This window comes from Hoeflea prorocentri (genome assembly GCF_027944115.1).
GTDB lineage: Bacteria > Pseudomonadota > Alphaproteobacteria > Rhizobiales > Rhizobiaceae > Hoeflea_A > Hoeflea_A prorocentri.
Genome location: NZ_JAPJZI010000001.1, coordinates 965,495 through 982,286 on the forward strand (window position 1 = coordinate 965,495; position 16,792 = coordinate 982,286).

At 57.2% G+C, this 16,792-nt stretch carries 12 protein-coding genes; all 12 read left to right on the forward strand.

Annotated features, from left to right (window positions below):
* Positions 1 to 288 precede the first annotated feature (288 nt).
* Complete coding sequence (locus OQ273_RS04450) at positions 289 to 2,274, forward strand: AMP-binding protein (RefSeq protein WP_267989265.1); 1,986 nt, start codon at positions 289 to 291, stop codon at positions 2,272 to 2,274.
* The gene (locus OQ273_RS04455) at positions 2,271 to 3,095 is read left to right on the forward strand and encodes an ABC transporter ATP-binding protein (RefSeq protein WP_267989266.1); all 825 of its coding nucleotides are present in this window, start codon (positions 2,271 to 2,273) and stop codon (positions 3,093 to 3,095) included. Before OQ273_RS04450 ends, OQ273_RS04455 begins: the two co-directional genes overlap by 4 nt.
* Before the next feature lie 87 nt (positions 3,096 to 3,182).
* Positions 3,183 to 4,136: a branched-chain amino acid ABC transporter permease gene (locus OQ273_RS04460; RefSeq protein WP_425493405.1), complete on the forward strand. Its 954-nt coding sequence runs from the start codon at positions 3,183 to 3,185 to the stop codon at positions 4,134 to 4,136.
* A gap of 5 nt (positions 4,137 to 4,141) precedes the next feature.
* Entirely contained in the window at positions 4,142 to 5,218 is a 1,077-nt protein-coding gene (locus OQ273_RS04465; protein WP_267989268.1) for a branched-chain amino acid ABC transporter permease, read from the forward strand.
* Between the two features lie 70 nt (positions 5,219 to 5,288).
* Entirely contained in the window at positions 5,289 to 6,578 is a 1,290-nt protein-coding gene (locus OQ273_RS04470) for an ABC transporter substrate-binding protein (protein ID WP_267989269.1), read from the forward strand.
* Positions 6,579 to 6,640: 62 nt separating this feature from the next.
* A complete protein-coding gene (locus OQ273_RS04475; protein WP_267989270.1) occupies positions 6,641 to 7,483 on the forward strand; it encodes an ABC transporter ATP-binding protein in 843 nt (280 codons plus the stop codon).
* A 192-nt stretch (positions 7,484 to 7,675) separates the two neighbouring features.
* Positions 7,676 to 8,275 carry a TetR-type transcription factor C-terminal domain-containing protein gene (locus OQ273_RS04480; RefSeq protein ID WP_267989271.1) on the forward strand — a complete coding sequence of 200 codons (600 nt, stop codon included), beginning with the start codon at positions 7,676 to 7,678 and terminating at the stop codon, positions 8,273 to 8,275.
* 16 nt (positions 8,276 to 8,291) lie between these two features.
* Complete coding sequence (locus OQ273_RS04485; RefSeq protein WP_267993026.1) at positions 8,292 to 9,440, forward strand: isovaleryl-CoA dehydrogenase; 1,149 nt, start codon at positions 8,292 to 8,294, stop codon at positions 9,438 to 9,440.
* A 21-nt stretch (positions 9,441 to 9,461) separates the two neighbouring features.
* Positions 9,462 to 11,069 carry a carboxyl transferase domain-containing protein gene (locus OQ273_RS04490; protein WP_267989272.1) on the forward strand — a complete coding sequence of 536 codons (1,608 nt, stop codon included), beginning with the start codon at positions 9,462 to 9,464 and terminating at the stop codon, positions 11,067 to 11,069.
* A 14-nt stretch (positions 11,070 to 11,083) separates the two neighbouring features.
* Positions 11,084 to 13,087: an acetyl/propionyl/methylcrotonyl-CoA carboxylase subunit alpha gene (locus OQ273_RS04495; RefSeq protein ID WP_267989273.1), complete on the forward strand. Its 2,004-nt coding sequence runs from the start codon at positions 11,084 to 11,086 to the stop codon at positions 13,085 to 13,087.
* 469 nt (positions 13,088 to 13,556) lie between these two features.
* Positions 13,557 to 14,114, forward strand: coding sequence for a DUF924 family protein (locus OQ273_RS04500; protein ID WP_267989274.1), 558 nt, complete (start codon positions 13,557 to 13,559; stop codon positions 14,112 to 14,114).
* Positions 14,115 to 14,231: 117 nt separating this feature from the next.
* On the forward strand, positions 14,232 to 16,721 hold the full coding sequence (locus tag OQ273_RS04505; protein WP_267989275.1) for a mechanosensitive ion channel family protein: 2,490 nt from the start codon (positions 14,232 to 14,234) through the stop codon (positions 16,719 to 16,721).
* The last annotated feature ends 71 nt before the right edge of the window (positions 16,722 to 16,792 follow it).

Below are 16,792 nucleotides of genomic sequence, written 5' to 3' on the forward strand. Positions count from 1 at the left end.
TATTGCGGAAAAAACGTCGCAGACCTATTGCCGCCCGAGTAATCGGAAAAAACCGATTAATTCACAACGGCTTGACTTCAGGAAAGCTTGTTGCGGAGAAAGGCGGATCAACAAAATAATACGTCGAAAACTCGCCTTATGGTTTATGCATTGGACTAAAGTCGCTTGCGCGATTGCGAATCTTTTGATTAAAAGAACATACGTTCATTTATTTTTGAACGAAAGAAAGGCGCTCGGGCGCTTCCGGCAGATTGAGGGTCTGCCGGGTTTGGGAGGAGAACCTGAGGAATGCCATCGACGGGCAGCGATGCCGGCCGTGTGCCGGTGACTTTTCCGCAATATCTTCTGTTGAACGCCAGTCGTTTTGCCGATCGCCCGGCAACGCGTCATAAGGATCTGGGCATATGGCAGAGCTGGACCTGGAAGGAACAGCTCGACGAGATCCGGGCGTTTTCCATCGGATTGCAGGAAATGGGAGTAGGCGAGGGCGACAAGATCGCCATCGTCGGAACAAACCGGCCAAGGCTTTACTGGACCTTTTGTGCTGTCCAGGCCCTGAAGGCTATACCTGTTCCGGTATATGCCGACGCGGTGGCCGAGGAAATGGCCTATGTTTTGAATCATGCCGGCGTTCGGCTCGCAGTGGTTCAGGACCAGGAACAGGTCGATAAAATTCTCTCCTTCTCGGAAGATATTCCGGCACTCAAGGATGTGATTTACGACGAACCGCGTGGACTGCGCGATTATGATCACACCCATCTTCAGGAATTCACCGCCGTTCAGGACAAGGGTCGGCAAGCCATGAAGGCCGATGCGGGCCGGGCGGGTGCCTGGGCCGATGCGATCAACGCGTCGGATGGCGAGGAAGTCTCCGTATTTCTTTACACCTCCGGTACAACCGGCCGTTCGAAAGGCGTCGTTCTGAAGGCGAAGACCTCGGTCAAGGCGGCTTGCGACACCGCGGAGTTCGATCACCTGACCGAAAACGACAATGTGCTCGCCTACCTGCCGCTTGCCTGGGCCGGTGATCACTATTTGAACTATGCGCAAGGCTATGTGGCAGGACTTTGCATGGCCTGTCCGGAGAGCCCGGAAACCGTCTCCCACGATCTGCGCGAAATTGGGCCGAGCTTCTACTTTGCACCGCCGCGCGTGTTCGAGCAGTTGCTGACCACGGTGATGATCAGGATGGAGGATGCGGGCGGCCTGAAGAAGTGGATGTTCCAACGCTTTCTCAATGTGGCGAAAGCCCATGGCGAGCAGATTCTGGAAGGAAAACCCGTGCCGCTTGGCGGCCGGCTGGCTTATTGGCTTGGCGAACTATTCGTTTACGGGCCGCTCAAGAACACACTCGGGTTCTCCAATATCCGCACCGCCTATACGGCCGGTGAGGCGATCGGCCCGGATCTGTTCTCCTTTTTCCGGTCGCTCGGCATCAACTTGAAACAGCTTTACGGGCAGACCGAAGCATTCCTTTACGTGACCGCTCAAAAAGACGGTGAAATCTATGCCGACACGGTCGGAAAGGCGGTGCCGGATGTCGAGATTCGCATCTCCGATGATGGCGAAGTCCTGTTCAAATCGCCCGGCATGTTTGTCGAGTATTACGCCGATGAGGAAAAGACGAAGGAGACGTTCACCGAGGACGGATTTGTCCGCACGGGTGATGCCGGCATTTTCGACAGTCGCGGCGATTTGAAGATCATCGACCGGGCAAAGGATGTCGGTAAGCTGCGCAGCGGTTCACTCTTTGCGCCGAAATATATCGAGAACAAGCTCAAATTCTTTCCGAATATCCGTGAGGTGGTGGCCTTTGGCGACGACCGCGATTTCTGCACGGTGTTCCTGAACATCGACCTTGTGGCCGTCGGCAACTGGGCAGAGCGCAACAACATCTCCTATGCATCCTATCAGGAACTCGCGGGACTTCCCGAGGTCTACAACATGATGCGTGAGCATGTGGACCAGGTGAACAGCGACCTTGCCGGCGAGGACCTGATGGCGGGCTCGCAGATCAAGCGTTTCCTGGTGCTCCACAAGGAGCTCGACGCCGATGATGGCGAACTGACCCGGACGCAGAAGGTGCGTAGAGGCTTTATTGAAGATCGCTATGCACCATTGATCGAGGCGCTTTATGACGGCTCCAGCGAGAAATTCGTCGAGACCGAAGTGACCTTCGAGGACGGCCGCAAGGGCAATATTTCAGCCACGGTCAAGATCGAGGATATGGACACGCACGCCGCTGCCAATCCGACCATGGAGGCTGCGCAATGAACCAGCATATCGATCCGGGCAGTCTGAGAGCCGATGACGGCATCGAAAAGGGCGGCCTTCTCCTGCATGTCGACAACATCTCGCTTTCCTTTGGCGGCGTTAAGGCGATCTCGGACATCTCCTTCGACATAAAGAAGGGCGAGATCCGCGCGATAATCGGCCCGAATGGCGCCGGCAAGACGTCGATGCTCAATGTCATCAACGGCTTTTATCATCCGCAGGAGGGCACCATAACCTTCCGCGGCGAGAAACGCCGGCGCATGCGTCCCCATCGCGCTGCAAGCCAGGGTATCGCGCGCACATTCCAGAATATTGCGCTTTTTAAGGGCATGACGACGCTCGACAACATCATGACCGGGCGCATGACGCTGATGCGCAGCAATATCCTCGCCCAGGCGCTATGGTTCGGACCGGCCCAGAACGAGGAACTGGCCCACCGCGAGACGGTTGAGAAGATCATTGATTTTCTGGAGATCGAACACATCCGCAACACGCCGGTCGGGCGACTGCCATACGGTCTGCAAAAGCGGGTGGAGCTGGGGCGCGCACTGGCTGCCGATCCGGCGCTGCTTCTGCTCGACGAGCCGATGGCAGGCATGAACCTTGAGGAAAAGGAAGACATGAGCCGCTTTGTGCTGGACGTCAATCAGCAGTTCGGCACCACCATCGCGCTGATCGAACACGATATGGGCGTGGTCATGGATCTGTCGGACCGGGTTGTCGTGCTCGACTATGGCCGCAAGATCGGGGACGGGACACCGGATGAGGTGCGGAACAATCAGGCCGTCATCGACGCCTATCTGGGGGTGAGCCATGACTGATGTGTCTTGCTTTGCGATCCGCAAGAAGGGGGATACGGCGTGAGCCCTGATTTTCTGAATTTTGTTGAAACCGTCTTGAACGGGCTCATGACGGGCGTGATGTATTCACTTGTCGCGCTTGGCTTTGTGCTGATCTTCAAGGCGTCTGGCATCTTCAATTTTGCACAGGGCGTCATGGCGCTGTTCGCGGCGCTGACACTGGTTGGCCTGCAGACCGGCCAGGTTCCGTTTGCGCATTTGATCAATGCCATATTCGGCACCGAGATCCATAATTGGGGGCCCGGTCTGCCGACAATTCTGGCGATCCTGATGACGATGGGGGTGATGATCATTCTCGCCTTCCTCATCGAGAAGATTGTGCTCAAGCATCTGGTGAACCAGGAGCCGATTATCCTGTTCATGGCGACGATCGGCCTTGCCTACTTCCTTGAAGGCTTCGGCGACATCATGTGGGGTGCCGACGTAAAAGCTCTGGATGTCGGTCTGCCGACTGGCGGATCGTTCTGGTGGGAGGATGTGACCCGCAACTGGGCTTCCGAGGGTGCGGATTATTTCGGCATGTATATCGACACGCTCGATGTCTCCGCCGCCATTATCGCCGTTGTTCTGGTGATCGCGCTGACCATCTTTTCGCAATACACGGCGACCGGCAGAGCGCTGCGGGCTGTGGCCGACGATCACCAGGCGGCACTTTCGGTCGGTATCTCATTGCGCGGCATCTGGGTCATCGTCTGGTCGATCTCGGGATTTGTGGCCCTTGTTGCCGGCATTATGTGGGGGGCGAAATCCGGTGTTCAGTTCTCGCTGTCTCTGATTGCGCTCAAGGCGCTGCCGGTCCTGATCCTTGGCGGCTTCACATCAATACCGGGCGCCATTGTCGGCGGATTGATCATCGGCGTCGGCGAAAAGCTGGCCGAGGCCTATGTCGGCCCGCTGGTCGGCGGAGCGGTTGAAAACTGGTTCGCCTATATGGTTGCGCTCGCCTTCCTGCTGTTCAGACCGCAGGGGCTTTACGGTGAAAAAATCATCGAGAGGATCTGACTGAGATGTTGTATCGCGAAACAGGCGACTTCAAGACTACCTATGCAGCCGATCAGCAGACGTTCCCGATCAAGTCTGAACGGTATCTGTTCTGGACGGCGATGGCGTTTGCCTTTCTGGTGGTGCCGTTCTTCATCAATGACTATTGGGAAAAATCCGTCCTCGTACCGTTGCTGGTCTGGGCGATGGCGGCCCTCGGCCTCAACATTCTGACGGGCTATTGCGGTCAGGTAAGCCTTGGCACCGGCGGTTTCATGGCTGTCGGCGCCTACGCCTGCTACAAGCTGATGACCGCGTTCCCGGAACTCAACATATTTTTCGTTGTGATCCTGTCGGGCGGTGTGACCGCTTTTGTCGGCCTGTTGTTCGGCCTTCCTTCGTTGCGCATCAAGGGCTTTTATCTGGCTGTTGCGACGCTTGCGGCGCAGTTCTTCCTGGTATGGATCTTCAACAAGGTGCCGTGGTTCTACAACTATTCGGCGTCCGGACAGATCACCGCCCCGGAAAGGACGATCGTCGGGATTGCCGTGACCGGTCCGAATGCGCCGCCCTGGGCGACCTATCTGTTCTGCTTGGCGATTGTATTTCTTTTTGCATGGATCGCCCGCAACCTGACACGCGGAAACCTTGGTCGTTCGTGGATGGCTATTCGCGATATGGATATCGCCGCCGAAATCATCGGCGTGCAGCCGATGATGGCAAAGCTCTCGGCCTTTGCCGTCAGCTCGTTTTACGTCGGCGTGGCCGGGGCTCTTTATTTTTCCGTATGGCTCGGTGCTGCCGAGCCGACAGAGGCATTCGGCATCGACAAATCGTTCCTCGTTCTCTTTATGGTCATCATCGGCGGTCTTGGCTCGATCCTCGGATCGTTTCTGGGCGCGGCGTTCCTGACGCTGATGCCGGTGCTCCTGAAGAACGTTATGGTCGGCGGCCTCGGCTGGCCGACGGACTTGGCCGCTCATATCGAGATCATGCTTGTGGGCGGTCTCATCGTGTTTTTCCTGATCGTCGAACCGCATGGGCTTGCCCAGTTATGGCGGCTGGCTAAGGAAAAATTGCGCCTTTGGCCATTCCCCTATTAGGGTGGCCGGGGGCATTCGAACCCGTGCAGGGTTGTTTAATGCGTGTCTGTTTTATCCAGGGAGGAAAGACATGAAACTGAGTAAACTGGCAATGGCGACCGCGGTTGCAGCGATGGTCGGAACCACACCGGCGTTGGCCGATCTGGTGTTTCCGTCACTGAGTTACCGCACCGGTCCCTATGCCGCCGGCGGAATTCCTTTCGCCGACGGATATGCCGACTATTTCACGCTGCTCAATGAGCGTGACGGCGGTATCAACGGCGTGCAAGCGCGCGTTCTGGAATGTGAAACCGGCTACAACACCCAGAAGGGCGTCGAGTGTTACGAGGCGACAAAGGGTGAGGGCTCTCTGATCTATCAGCCGCTTTCAACCGGCATCACCTATCAGATCATCCCCAAGGCCACCGCAGACGGTATCCCGGTCCACTCGATGGGATACGGACGCACGTCCGCTGCCAACGGCAAGGTCTTCAGCCACGTCTTCAATTATCCCGGCACCTACTGGGATGCAGCCTCGATCATCGTCAACCATATTCTCGATGAGAATAATGGCGATATCAAAGGCAAGAAGCTTGCGTTGGTCTATCACAACTCGGCCTATGGCAAGGAGCCGATCCGCACGCTTGAAGATCTGTCTGAGAAGCATGGCTACGATCTGACGCTCATTCCGGTCGACCATCCCGGGCAGGAGCAGAAGTCCCAGTGGCTGCAAATCCGCCGGGAACGTCCTGACTATGTCCTTATGTGGGGCTGGGGCGTCATGAACCAGGTTGCCATCAAGGAAGCCGCCAATATCCGCTTCCCGATGGAGAACTTCATCGGCGTATGGTGGTCCGGTTCCGAAAATGACGTGGTTCCCGCCGGAGAAGGCGCGAACGGTTATAAAGCCGTGACCTTCCATGGTGTCGGATCGAAGTATCCGATCTTTGACGAGATCCAGAAACATGTCGTCGATACCGGCAAGGCAGCCGGTGCAGGCGATCAGATCGGTTCGGTGCTGTACAACCGCGGCCTTTATGCTGCGATGCTGGCCGCCGAGGCTGCACGCACGGCACAGGCCCTTCACAACACCAAGGAACTGACTCCGGACCAGATGCGTGACGGCATGGAAGCGCTCAAGATCGACGCCGCCCGCATGGAAGAGCTCGGCCTTGCCGGGTTTGGTCCTGAAATTGCCGTATCCTGTGAAAACCACGGCGGACCGGGCCTTGGCGCAATCCAGCAGTGGAATGCGGGTGAAGGCGAATGGACGCTGATCAGCGATTTCGGTCCCGCGGACCGCGAGATCATCGATCCGCTGATCATCGAAGACTCCATGGCATTTGCCGCGGAGAACAACATTCCTGAACGCTGCAACTGATGCAGCCATCGGCCGCGCCTTCGGGCGCGGCCATCCCAACCGACAAACAGGACAAAGACCTCATGAGTATCGCGGAAGCGCCCGAACAGCCGGCCCCGGCGGAAGATACGATCCTCTCGGTGAACAATATCGAGGTGATCTACAATCACGTGATCCTTGTTCTGAAAGGCGTGTCGCTGACGGTTCCAAGAGGCGGGATTGTCGCGTTGCTTGGTGCCAACGGCGCAGGCAAGACAACAACGCTCAAGGCTGTTTCGAACCTTCTTCATGCCGAGCGGGGCGAGGTGACCAAGGGCTCGATTGTCTTTGAAGGCAAGCAGGTCGAGGCGCTGACGCCGAACGAACTGGTTCGCCAGGGATGCATTCAGGTCATGGAAGGCAGACACTGTTTCGGGCACCTGACCATTCAGGAAAACCTTTTGACCGGCGCTTTCACGCGCCGTGACGGCAATGCCGCCATCAAGCAGGATCTGGAGATGGTTTATGACTATTTTCCACGCCTGCGGGAACGCCGTGCCAGCCAGGCCGGATATACGTCGGGCGGCGAACAACAGATGACGGCAATCGGACGTGCGTTGATGTCGCGGCCCAAGATGATCCTGCTGGACGAGCCCTCCATGGGGCTTGCGCCGCAATTGCAGGAAGAGATTTTCGAGATTGTTCGCAAGCTGAACGAGCAGGAGGGCGTGTCGTTCCTGCTTGCAGAGCAGAACACCAATATCGCCCTGCGTTATGCGACCTATGGATATATTCTGGAGTCCGGCCGCATTGTCCTTGATGGCGTCGCGTCCGAGCTGCGAGAGAACGAGGATGTGAAGGAATTCTATCTCGGCGTGGGCGGGGAAGGGCGCAAATCGTTCCGCGATGTCAAGCACTACAAGCGGCGCAAACGCTGGCTGGCCTGATGGTGAGGACCGCGTGGTGCCAATCGGTGACGGAAGGCTTTCCCGATGCCATTTGATGGCGGCAAACTTGACGACGTCAGACGGGATCGTTAATTAAACAAACGTTCATTTTTTTAATGGGCAAAACCGCTGTCGCACAAATCGGTGCGGTGAGCGGGAGTAGGGATACCGGAGCCAGGCAGCGGAAACAGGATGGCACGCAAGGTAGGATCGATTGGAGCGGAAACGGCGGACAGGGTACGCCTGGCCGCATTGTCGCTATTTGCCCGCTATGGTTATGCCGCCGTTTCAATGCGCCAGATCGGCCGCGAGATCGGGCTGCAGGCCGGCGCGATCTACAATCATTTTCCGACCAAGCAGCATTTGCTGCGTGGCCTGATGGTCGAGCATATGGAACGCTTGCTCACAGCCTGGGAGGCCGAGAGAGACGACAATCTGCCGCCGCGTGAAGCGCTTGTCGCCTTTGTTCGTTTTCATATTCGTTATCACGTTAAATGCGGCGAAGAAGTCTTTATTTCCTATATGGAATTACGAAATCTGGAAGAGCAGAATTTTGTCGAGGTTGAAGAGCTGAGGCGGCGTTATGAGCACTCGTTGCGCTCGATCCTGGAAGCCGGAACCGAGGCAAGAGTGTTTACCGTGAGCGATCCGCGCGTTGCGACAATGGCTGTGATTGCCATGCTGACCGGCGTCACCAACTGGTACCGGACCGACGGTCGCCTGTCGCTGGACGAGATTGAAGAGCTTTATGTCCGCATGATTTCGGGCGCGGTCGGAATGAAGGAGAACTGACGTGTATACGACGGGCATGAATTTCGGGCTCGGTGAAGACATCGAGCAGTTGCGCGAGACGGTCTATCGTTTCTCGCAGGACCGGATTGCTCCGCTTGCATCGGAAATCGACGAGACAAACCAGTTTCCGATGCATCTTTGGCAGGAAATGGGAGCGCTCGGCTTGCTGGGCATGACTGCGGATCCCGATTTCGGCGGGACGGGTCTTGGTTATCTGGCCCATGCCGTTGCCATGGAGGAGATTTCGCGGGCGTCCGCCTCAGTCGGCCTTTCCTATGGCGCGCATTCAAACCTTTGCGTCAATCAGATCAACCGCTGGGGATCGAACGAGCAAAAGGAAAAGTATCTGCCAAGGCTTTGTTCCGGCGAAAATGTCGGTGCGCTGGCGATGTCGGAACCCGGCTCCGGGTCGGATGTCGTGTCGATGAAGCTGAAAGCGGAAAAGCGAAACGACCGGTTCGTGCTCAACGGCAACAAGATGTGGATCACCAACGGTCCGGATGCCGATACACTTGTCGTCTATGCAAAAACGGACATGGAAGCCGGTCCGCGCGGTATTACCGCTTTTCTGATTGAAAAGGGTATGGCCGGGTTTTCGACGGCGCAGAAACTCGACAAGCTCGGCATGCGCGGTTCGAATACCTGTGAACTGGTGTTCGAGAATTGCGAGGTTCCCTATGAGAACATGCTTGGTGAGGAGGGGCAGGGTGTACGCATTCTGATGTCCGGCCTTGACTATGAGCGTGTTGTCCTGGCGGCCGGTCCGGTTGGTATCATGGCGGCGGCGCTTGATATCGTTGTGCCTTACGTCCATGAGCGCAAGCAGTTCGACACGCCGATCGGTGAATTCCAGCTGATGCAGGGCAAGCTTGCGGACATGTATACCACCATGAATGCCTCCCGTGCCTATGTTTATTCGGTGGCATCGGCCTGTGACCGAGGCGAGACGACCCGCAAGGACGCCGCCGGCTGCATTCTATACGCCGCGGAAAAGGCCACCCAGGTTGCGCTCGAGTCCATTCAGGCTCTCGGCGGCAATGGCTATATCAACGAATATGCGACCGGTCGGTTGCTGCGTGATGCCAAGCTCTATGAGATTGGGGCCGGCACATCTGAAATCCGCCGCATGCTGATCGGCCGCGAAATCTTCGCCGAAACCGCCTGACGCGTATTTAACGGAGCCCCAATGGCTGTCCTTTCATCACAGATCGCGCCGTCCTCCCAGGCTTTCGCGGACAACAGCAAGGCTATGCATGCGCTTCTTGAAGACATGCGGCAGGTCGCGGCAACCGTTGAGCTCGGCGGCAGCGAACAGGCGCGCGAGCGGCATCTGGCGCGCGGCAAATTGCTGCCGCGTGAGCGGGTACGGCGGCTGCTGGATGCCAATTCCCCGTTTCTGGAAGTCGGTCAGTTTGCAGCTCACGGCATGTATGGCGGAGATATCGCCAGCGCCGGTCTGATCACCGGCATAGGCCGGGTGTCGGGCAGGGATGTGATGATCGTGTGCAACGATGCAACGGTCAAAGGCGGCACCTATTACCCGATGTCCGTGAAGAAGCACCTGCGGGCGCAGGAAATTGCGCAGGAGAACAACCTGCCATGCGTGTATCTGGTCGACAGCGGCGGCGCGAACCTGCCGAACCAGGACGAGGTGTTTGCCGACCGTGAGCATTTCGGGCGGATATTCTTCAACCAGGCCAACATGTCGGCCAGCGGCCTTTCGCAAATCGCCGTTGTCATGGGCTCATGCACCGCTGGCGGCGCTTATGTGCCGGCAATGTCTGACGAGACCATTATCGTGCGCGAGCAGGGCACGATTTTCCTTGCCGGGCCACCTCTGGTGAAGGCCGCGACCGGGGAAGTCGTGACGGCTGAGGACCTTGGCGGCGGCGATGTGCACACACGGCTTTCCGGCGTTGCCGACCATCTGGCCAATGACGATGCCCATGCACTGGCGTTGGCCCGCAGAGCCGTCGCCAACTTGAATGCGGAGCGTGGCATACATGCCGATGTGCAAGCGTCCGAAGATCCTTTGTACGATCCTGCCGAGATTGCCGGCGTCGTTCCGCCGGATCTCAGGACGCCCTACGACATACGCGAGGTGATCGCCCGTCTTGTCGACGGTTCGCGCTTCGATGAGTTCAAGGCGCGTTACGGAACGACCCTCGTTTGCGGCTTTGCCCATGTACACGGCATGCCCGTCGGCATCGTTGCCAATAATGGCGTGTTGTTTTCCGAGAGCGCGGTCAAGGGCGCTCATTTTGTGGAACTGTGTTCGCAGCGGCGTATTCCGCTCGTCTTCCTGCAAAACATCACGGGTTTCATGGTCGGTCAGAAATATGAGTCCGGTGGCATCGCCAAGGACGGGGCAAAGCTGGTGACCGCGGTGGCGACCACCGCTGTGCCGAAGATAACAGTGCTTGTCGGCGGCTCGTTCGGGGCCGGCAACTACGGCATGTGCGGACGCGCCTACGGGCCGCGCTTTTTGTGGACATGGCCGAACAGCCGCATATCGGTCATGGGTGGGGAACAGGCTGCCGGCGTTTTGGCAACCGTCAAACGCGAAGGCATCGAGCGCAAGGGTGGATCTTGGAGCGCCGAAGAAGAAAACCACTTCAAACAGCCGGTTATCGATCAGTTTGAAGAGCAGGGGCATCCACTCTACGCATCGGCGCGCCTTTGGGATGACGGCATTGTCGATCCGCGCAAAACGCGGGACGTTCTGGCGCTGTCTCTTTCCGTTGCGCTGGGCAGTCCGGTCGGCCGAACGCAATTCGGCCTGTTCCGGATGTAGGCGGGGATAGAAACATGTTCAGCAAGATACTGATCGCCAATCGCGGAGAAATCGCCTGCCGGGTCATCCGTACCGCGCGTCGTCTTGGCGTTTCCACGGTTGCTGTCTTCTCCGATGCCGACCGGGGTGCCTTGCATGCGGAGCTGGCCGACGAGGCCGTTCACATCGGCGGGGCGGCGGCTGCGGAGAGCTATCTTGCGGGCGACCGGATCATCGATGCAGCGCTTTCGACAGGTGCCGAGGCGATTCATCCTGGCTACGGATTTCTTTCCGAAAACCCTGACTTCGTCGAGGCCGTTGAAAAGGCGGGGCTGACCTTCATAGGGCCTTCTGCCAAGGCCATACGGGCCATGGGGTTGAAGGATGCGGCAAAATCCTTGATGGAAGAGGCCGATGTTCCGGTGGTTCCGGGCTATCATGGCGAGGCGCAGGACCTGGTGGTGTTGGCTGGCAAGGCCAATGAAATCGGCTTTCCGGTGCTGATCAAGGCGCGGGCCGGCGGTGGCGGCAAGGGAATGCGGCTCGTTGACGATCCGAAGGATTTCGGAGATGCGCTCTCAGCTGCAAAACGTGAGGGCAAGGCGTCCTTCGGCGATGAACGGGTTCTGGTGGAAAAGTTCGTCGCCTCGCCGCGACACATCGAGATCCAGGTTTTTGGCGACAATCATGGCAATGTGGTTCATCTCTTCGAACGGGATTGTTCACTGCAGCGACGCCATCAGAAGGTGATCGAAGAAGCGCCAGCGCCCGGTATGACGGATGAGATGCGCGAGGCCATGGGTGAGGCGGCGGTCAAGGCCGCAAAGGCGATTGGTTACAGCGGCGCAGGCACGGTCGAGTTCATTGTTGACGGCAGCGAAGGGCTTAAGTCGGATCGTTTCTATTTCATGGAGATGAACACAAGGCTTCAAGTTGAGCATCCGGTGACCGAGAGTATTACCGGCCTTGATCTCGTCGAGTGGCAATTGCGCGTCGCATCCGGCGCGCCGCTTCCGCTTGCACAAGAAGATCTTACGATCAATGGCTGGTCCTTCGAAGCACGTGTTTATGCCGAAGATGCCAAACGTGGCTTTCTGCCGGCAACCGGGACGCTGTCGCGTCTGCGGTTCCCCAAGGAGGGCGTTCGTGTGGATTCCGGGGTGCGTGAAGGTGATACGATTACGCCGTTTTACGACCCGATGATTGCCAAGCTGATCGTGCACGGGCCCGATAGGGATACGGCACTCAAACGCATGGAGGTTGCCCTTAACCGGACAGAAGCCCTCGGCACGACCACCAATATCGCGTTTCTGGCGGCCTTATGCCGGCAGAAGGATTTTGCCCAGGGTGATGTTGATACCGGTCTGATCGATCGCGAGCTTGACAACCTCAACGCGGCTGCCCCGGTTCCGGATCTCATGATTGCTCTTGCCGCGGTTGCGGTGCTGGAACCAAATGGTTCCGACCCGGCATCCGACCCATTTGAAACACTTGGCATGTGGTCCCACTGGACGCCGCCCAAACGGGTAGTGCATCTTGTGAACGGAGACGCAGAGTACGAACTTGCGGTTTTCAGGCTTACGTCAACAAGGTGGAGTGTCTCGAACTATCGTGAGAGCAGCAGCAGCTTTGACACGGTTGAGTTCGAACTTGTTTCAAACCAAGGCGGCGAGATGCGCGTGGACCATGAAGGCCGGATATTCGGCGCGCGGTCCTTGCGTATTGGAGGTGAGCTGACGCTCATGAGCGGCGGAGCCTCTTTCTCGTTTGTACTGCCGGATGTTTCCGTCGGGGAGTTCGATACGGACGAAGGAGGCGATCGCCTTGTCGCGCCGATGCCGGGGGTCATCAAGCAGATGAGTGCGGCCGCCGGTCAAAGTGTTGAACCGGACACAGCGCTCATTGTCATGGAAGCGATGAAAATGGAGTTGACGCTGACGGCGCCGCGTGCCGGTGTGATTGCCGAGATTACCGTGTCGGAAGGCGACCAGGTGGCGGACGGCGATCTGCTCCTGTCGCTCGAACCGCAGGGCGACTAAGGCGCTCCAACCGAATCACAGAAGGATTTTGCCGGGCAGCAGGCCCACTGTGCGCAGGCGCATAATGTGCGCATCCGAAATCGTGCCATATTGGCCACAATCTTCTCAAATAGGGCGCGAAAATACCTTTTTCACACATGTAGAAGTTGCCGGACGTTGCAAAAACGTAAGTTTTGCGTAAGCTTTGTAATATATTGTTGTTGCAGAATTCTATTTCCTCCCTAGACTCAGGCTGCTTTATCGGCAGCCTTCTTTTTTGTTAAAATTCAAATAGTTGACTGGCTCGCTTAGATCCGTGCTCGCGCCGAATCGTCCCGGGTCTTGTGCGAGTGATTCGTGCAATCCGGCTGTTTTAGGGCAAGAATTGGATTACGGATTCAATTTTTCCGTTTAATGACAAGCAAAGTCGAAAAAGGCAGGTTTGTATCGCCGCGGATGTGAAATCGAAATGCGGTGCTGGGAGAAGGCAATGAGCGAAGTCCGGATAGAGAACGCCGATGCAGTCAACCGCTTCTGGTTTGATGAACTGAAACCTGAAGACTGGTTCACCAAGAGCGATGAGCTTGACAAGGATATAGCCAACCGGTTCGGGGCAACGCATCTGTCACTGGCGGGAAACATACCACAGCAATGGTGGGACTCGGCGGACAGTGTCCTTGCGCTCGTGCTTGTCTTCGATCAGTTCCCCCGCAATATCTACCGGGGAACACCACTTGCATTTGCAACGGATTGTCTTGCCTTGAAGGAGGCGAAAGCTGCGATTGCCGCGGGGCTGGATCAGCTTGTGGATGAGACGCGGCGGGCGTTTTTCTACATGCCGTTTGAACATTCGGAAGAGCTGTCCGATCAGGATCGGGCCGTGGAACTGTTTTCGCGACTGGGCAATGAAGAAATGCTTCGCTACGCGCATATGCATCGCGACGTGATCGTGCGCTACGGGCGTTTTCCGCATCGCAATGCCATTCTCGGCCGCGAGAACACGGCTGAGGAAACTACCTATCTTGCAGAGCCGGGGGCCGGGTTCTAGGCAGGCTATGCTTCATGCACTGCAAACAATGGTTGTGGATTTGGTCACGACGCGAGGCTGTCAAAACCCTGCATTCGTCCTATACCGTCATATGAATCGATTGGGGAAAAGCCGGTGATGCCGCTCCTGTCGCGTTTCTTGGTCATATGCGCTCTCTGCCTCGGCATTTTTGCCGTTTCAGGATACCCGTCCTTTGCCCAGACAAATGCGGGCTCATCCTCCGTTTCTTTCACATCCGACGATGTCAAAGCCGCCAACAAACAGATTGATGGGGCTGACGAGGAACTGGACAACTTCCGGGAAAAGGAAGACGCCGCGCTTAACGACGACCTTCGTCTTGTTGAGCTGCAGCAGCAGCTTGAGGACATAGCTGCCTCAATGGAGCAGATCTACAAGGATCTGCAGCCCCGTCTTGAAAGCATCAAGGCGCGTGAAACCGAGCTTGGTGACCCTCCGGGCGAAGGTGATCCGGAAGAACCGCTAACGCTAAGGCAGGAGCGTACGAAGCTGGCGGCCGACCGCGCTGCGGTCAATGCGGAAATCGGTGAGGTTCAAAATGTAGCGGATCGGGCGAGAACGCTCGCCGAGGAAGTGTCAGGGCTTCGCAGAACCCTTTTCCGGCAGACCCTACTCGGCCGGTCCGACCTTTCGGAGAAGAACTTCGAGGCCGCGGGCAGGGCGTTGGACCAGGAAGTCCGCGAGCTCGTCACCCGCATATCAAGCTGGTTTTCCTTCACATGGTCGTTCGAGAGGCGGGCCTTTTTGTCCGCGATTACTCTCACTTTGCTCTTTGGTGTACTCTTTGTTTACAGCGAATACCGGCTTTTCTCGCGGTTTGTGAAACAGGACCGGTCGCAGACCAATCCGTCTGCATTCAGCAAACATACATTCGCATTCTGGTCGACGCTGCTGCCCGCAATCGGCGTCGCAATCTTTTGTTCTCTGGCGCTCTTTTTTCTGGATAATTTCAATGTCCTTCGTCGGGATATCGCAAACCTCCTGACACCGCTCGTCCAGTTCATCATTGTGCTTTTCTTTGTCGGCCGACTAGCCAATGCGGTTCTGGCTCCCGCTCACCCCCATTGGCGGCTGGTCAACGTTTCCGATCGCGGTGCCCATACGCTTTGGTGGCTGATCTTCGGGATGACCTTCATCAACGCGTTCGATTACCTGGCCGGCAGCGTATCGGATGTGCTGCAGTCGCCGGCGATCTTGACCATTGCGCGCAGCTTCGTTGCATCGGTCCTCATCGGGGGGCTGCTGGTCTTGCTGTCGCGTGTCCAGCCGATGAAAACCGATGATGGATCCAGCAAGCCCTGGCCCCGCAGTGTTTCAATCCCGCTGATGGTCCTCGGATTGGCTCTCATCCTGTTTTCGGTGTTCGGCTATGTGGGCCTTACACGTTTCGTTGCAACGCAGGTGATCATCCTGGGCGCATTGCTTGTCGCGATGTATCTGGGGTTCCTTTCAGCCAAAGCCGTCTCGGAGCCGGAGGATTTCAAAGCCTCATCGCTTGGACAAGTGCTTTCCAACCGGTTCAACCTTGGTCCGATTGCTGTTGAGCAGATCGGCCTGCTGTGCGGCCTTTCGATCTATGTGCTGGTTCTCGTATTCGGCGTTCCGGTGATCTTCCTGATCTGGGGCTATCACATCCGTGATATCCAGAGCTGGGTCGCGGACAGCTTCAGCCAGATTACTGTCGGCAATGTCACCATATCGCTGTCCGGTATTCTTGTCGGACTTGTCGTTTTTGCCGTTGGCTATTTCATCAGCCGCTGGTTCCAGCGTTGGCTGGACGAGAATGTCATGCGTCGCAGCCGTATGGAAACAGGTCTGCGCAACTCGGTGCGAACCGGCATTGGCTATCTTGGCATTGCCATTGCGGCGATTATCGGTCTTTCCGTTGCCGGCCTTAACCTTTCGAACGTGGCGCTGGTTGCCGGTGCGCTTTCGGTCGGCATCGGCTTCGGGCTGCAGAACATCGTCAACAATTTCGTCTCGGGGCTGATCCTGCTCATCGAACGGCCGTTCAAGGTCGGCGATTGGGTGGTGACCGGATCAACACAAGGCTTCGTGCGGCACATCTCGGTGCGCGCGACGGAGATCGAAACGTTCCAGCGTCAATCGGTCATCGTGCCGAATTCCGAGTTCATCAATACGCCGGTGGCCAACTGGACCCACCGCAATTCGATCGGACGCCAGGAGATTGCGGTCGGTGTTTCCTACGATTCCGATCCGCGCCGGGTCATGGCCATACTGGACGAGATTGCGGAAAACCACGATCTGGTCCTACGTGATCCTCCGCCATTCGTCGTTTTTGTCGGTTTCGGCGCTTCGTCTCTCGACTTTGAGCTGCGGGTTTACATGAGCGACGTGCTTTCCGGGCTGTCGATCGCCACCGAACTGCGTACGCAGATATTCGAGCGGTTCCGCGAGGAAGGCATTGAGATTCCGTTCCCGCAGACCGATGTGCATATCAAGGAACCAAAGGACGGCGAGGCGTCTGTCGCTGAAGAGGCCAAGAAGCGCTTGCAGGCGCAGGCGGCTGAGCAGAAAAATGCGGACGATCCGCAGCCATTACCCCGGCGGCACGACCCGGACGATTAACGCCGGTTTTCGCAGTTCATTAACCGTTTGAGCAAATGGACGGCCCAAAACCTGCCTGAGATCGGGATGAT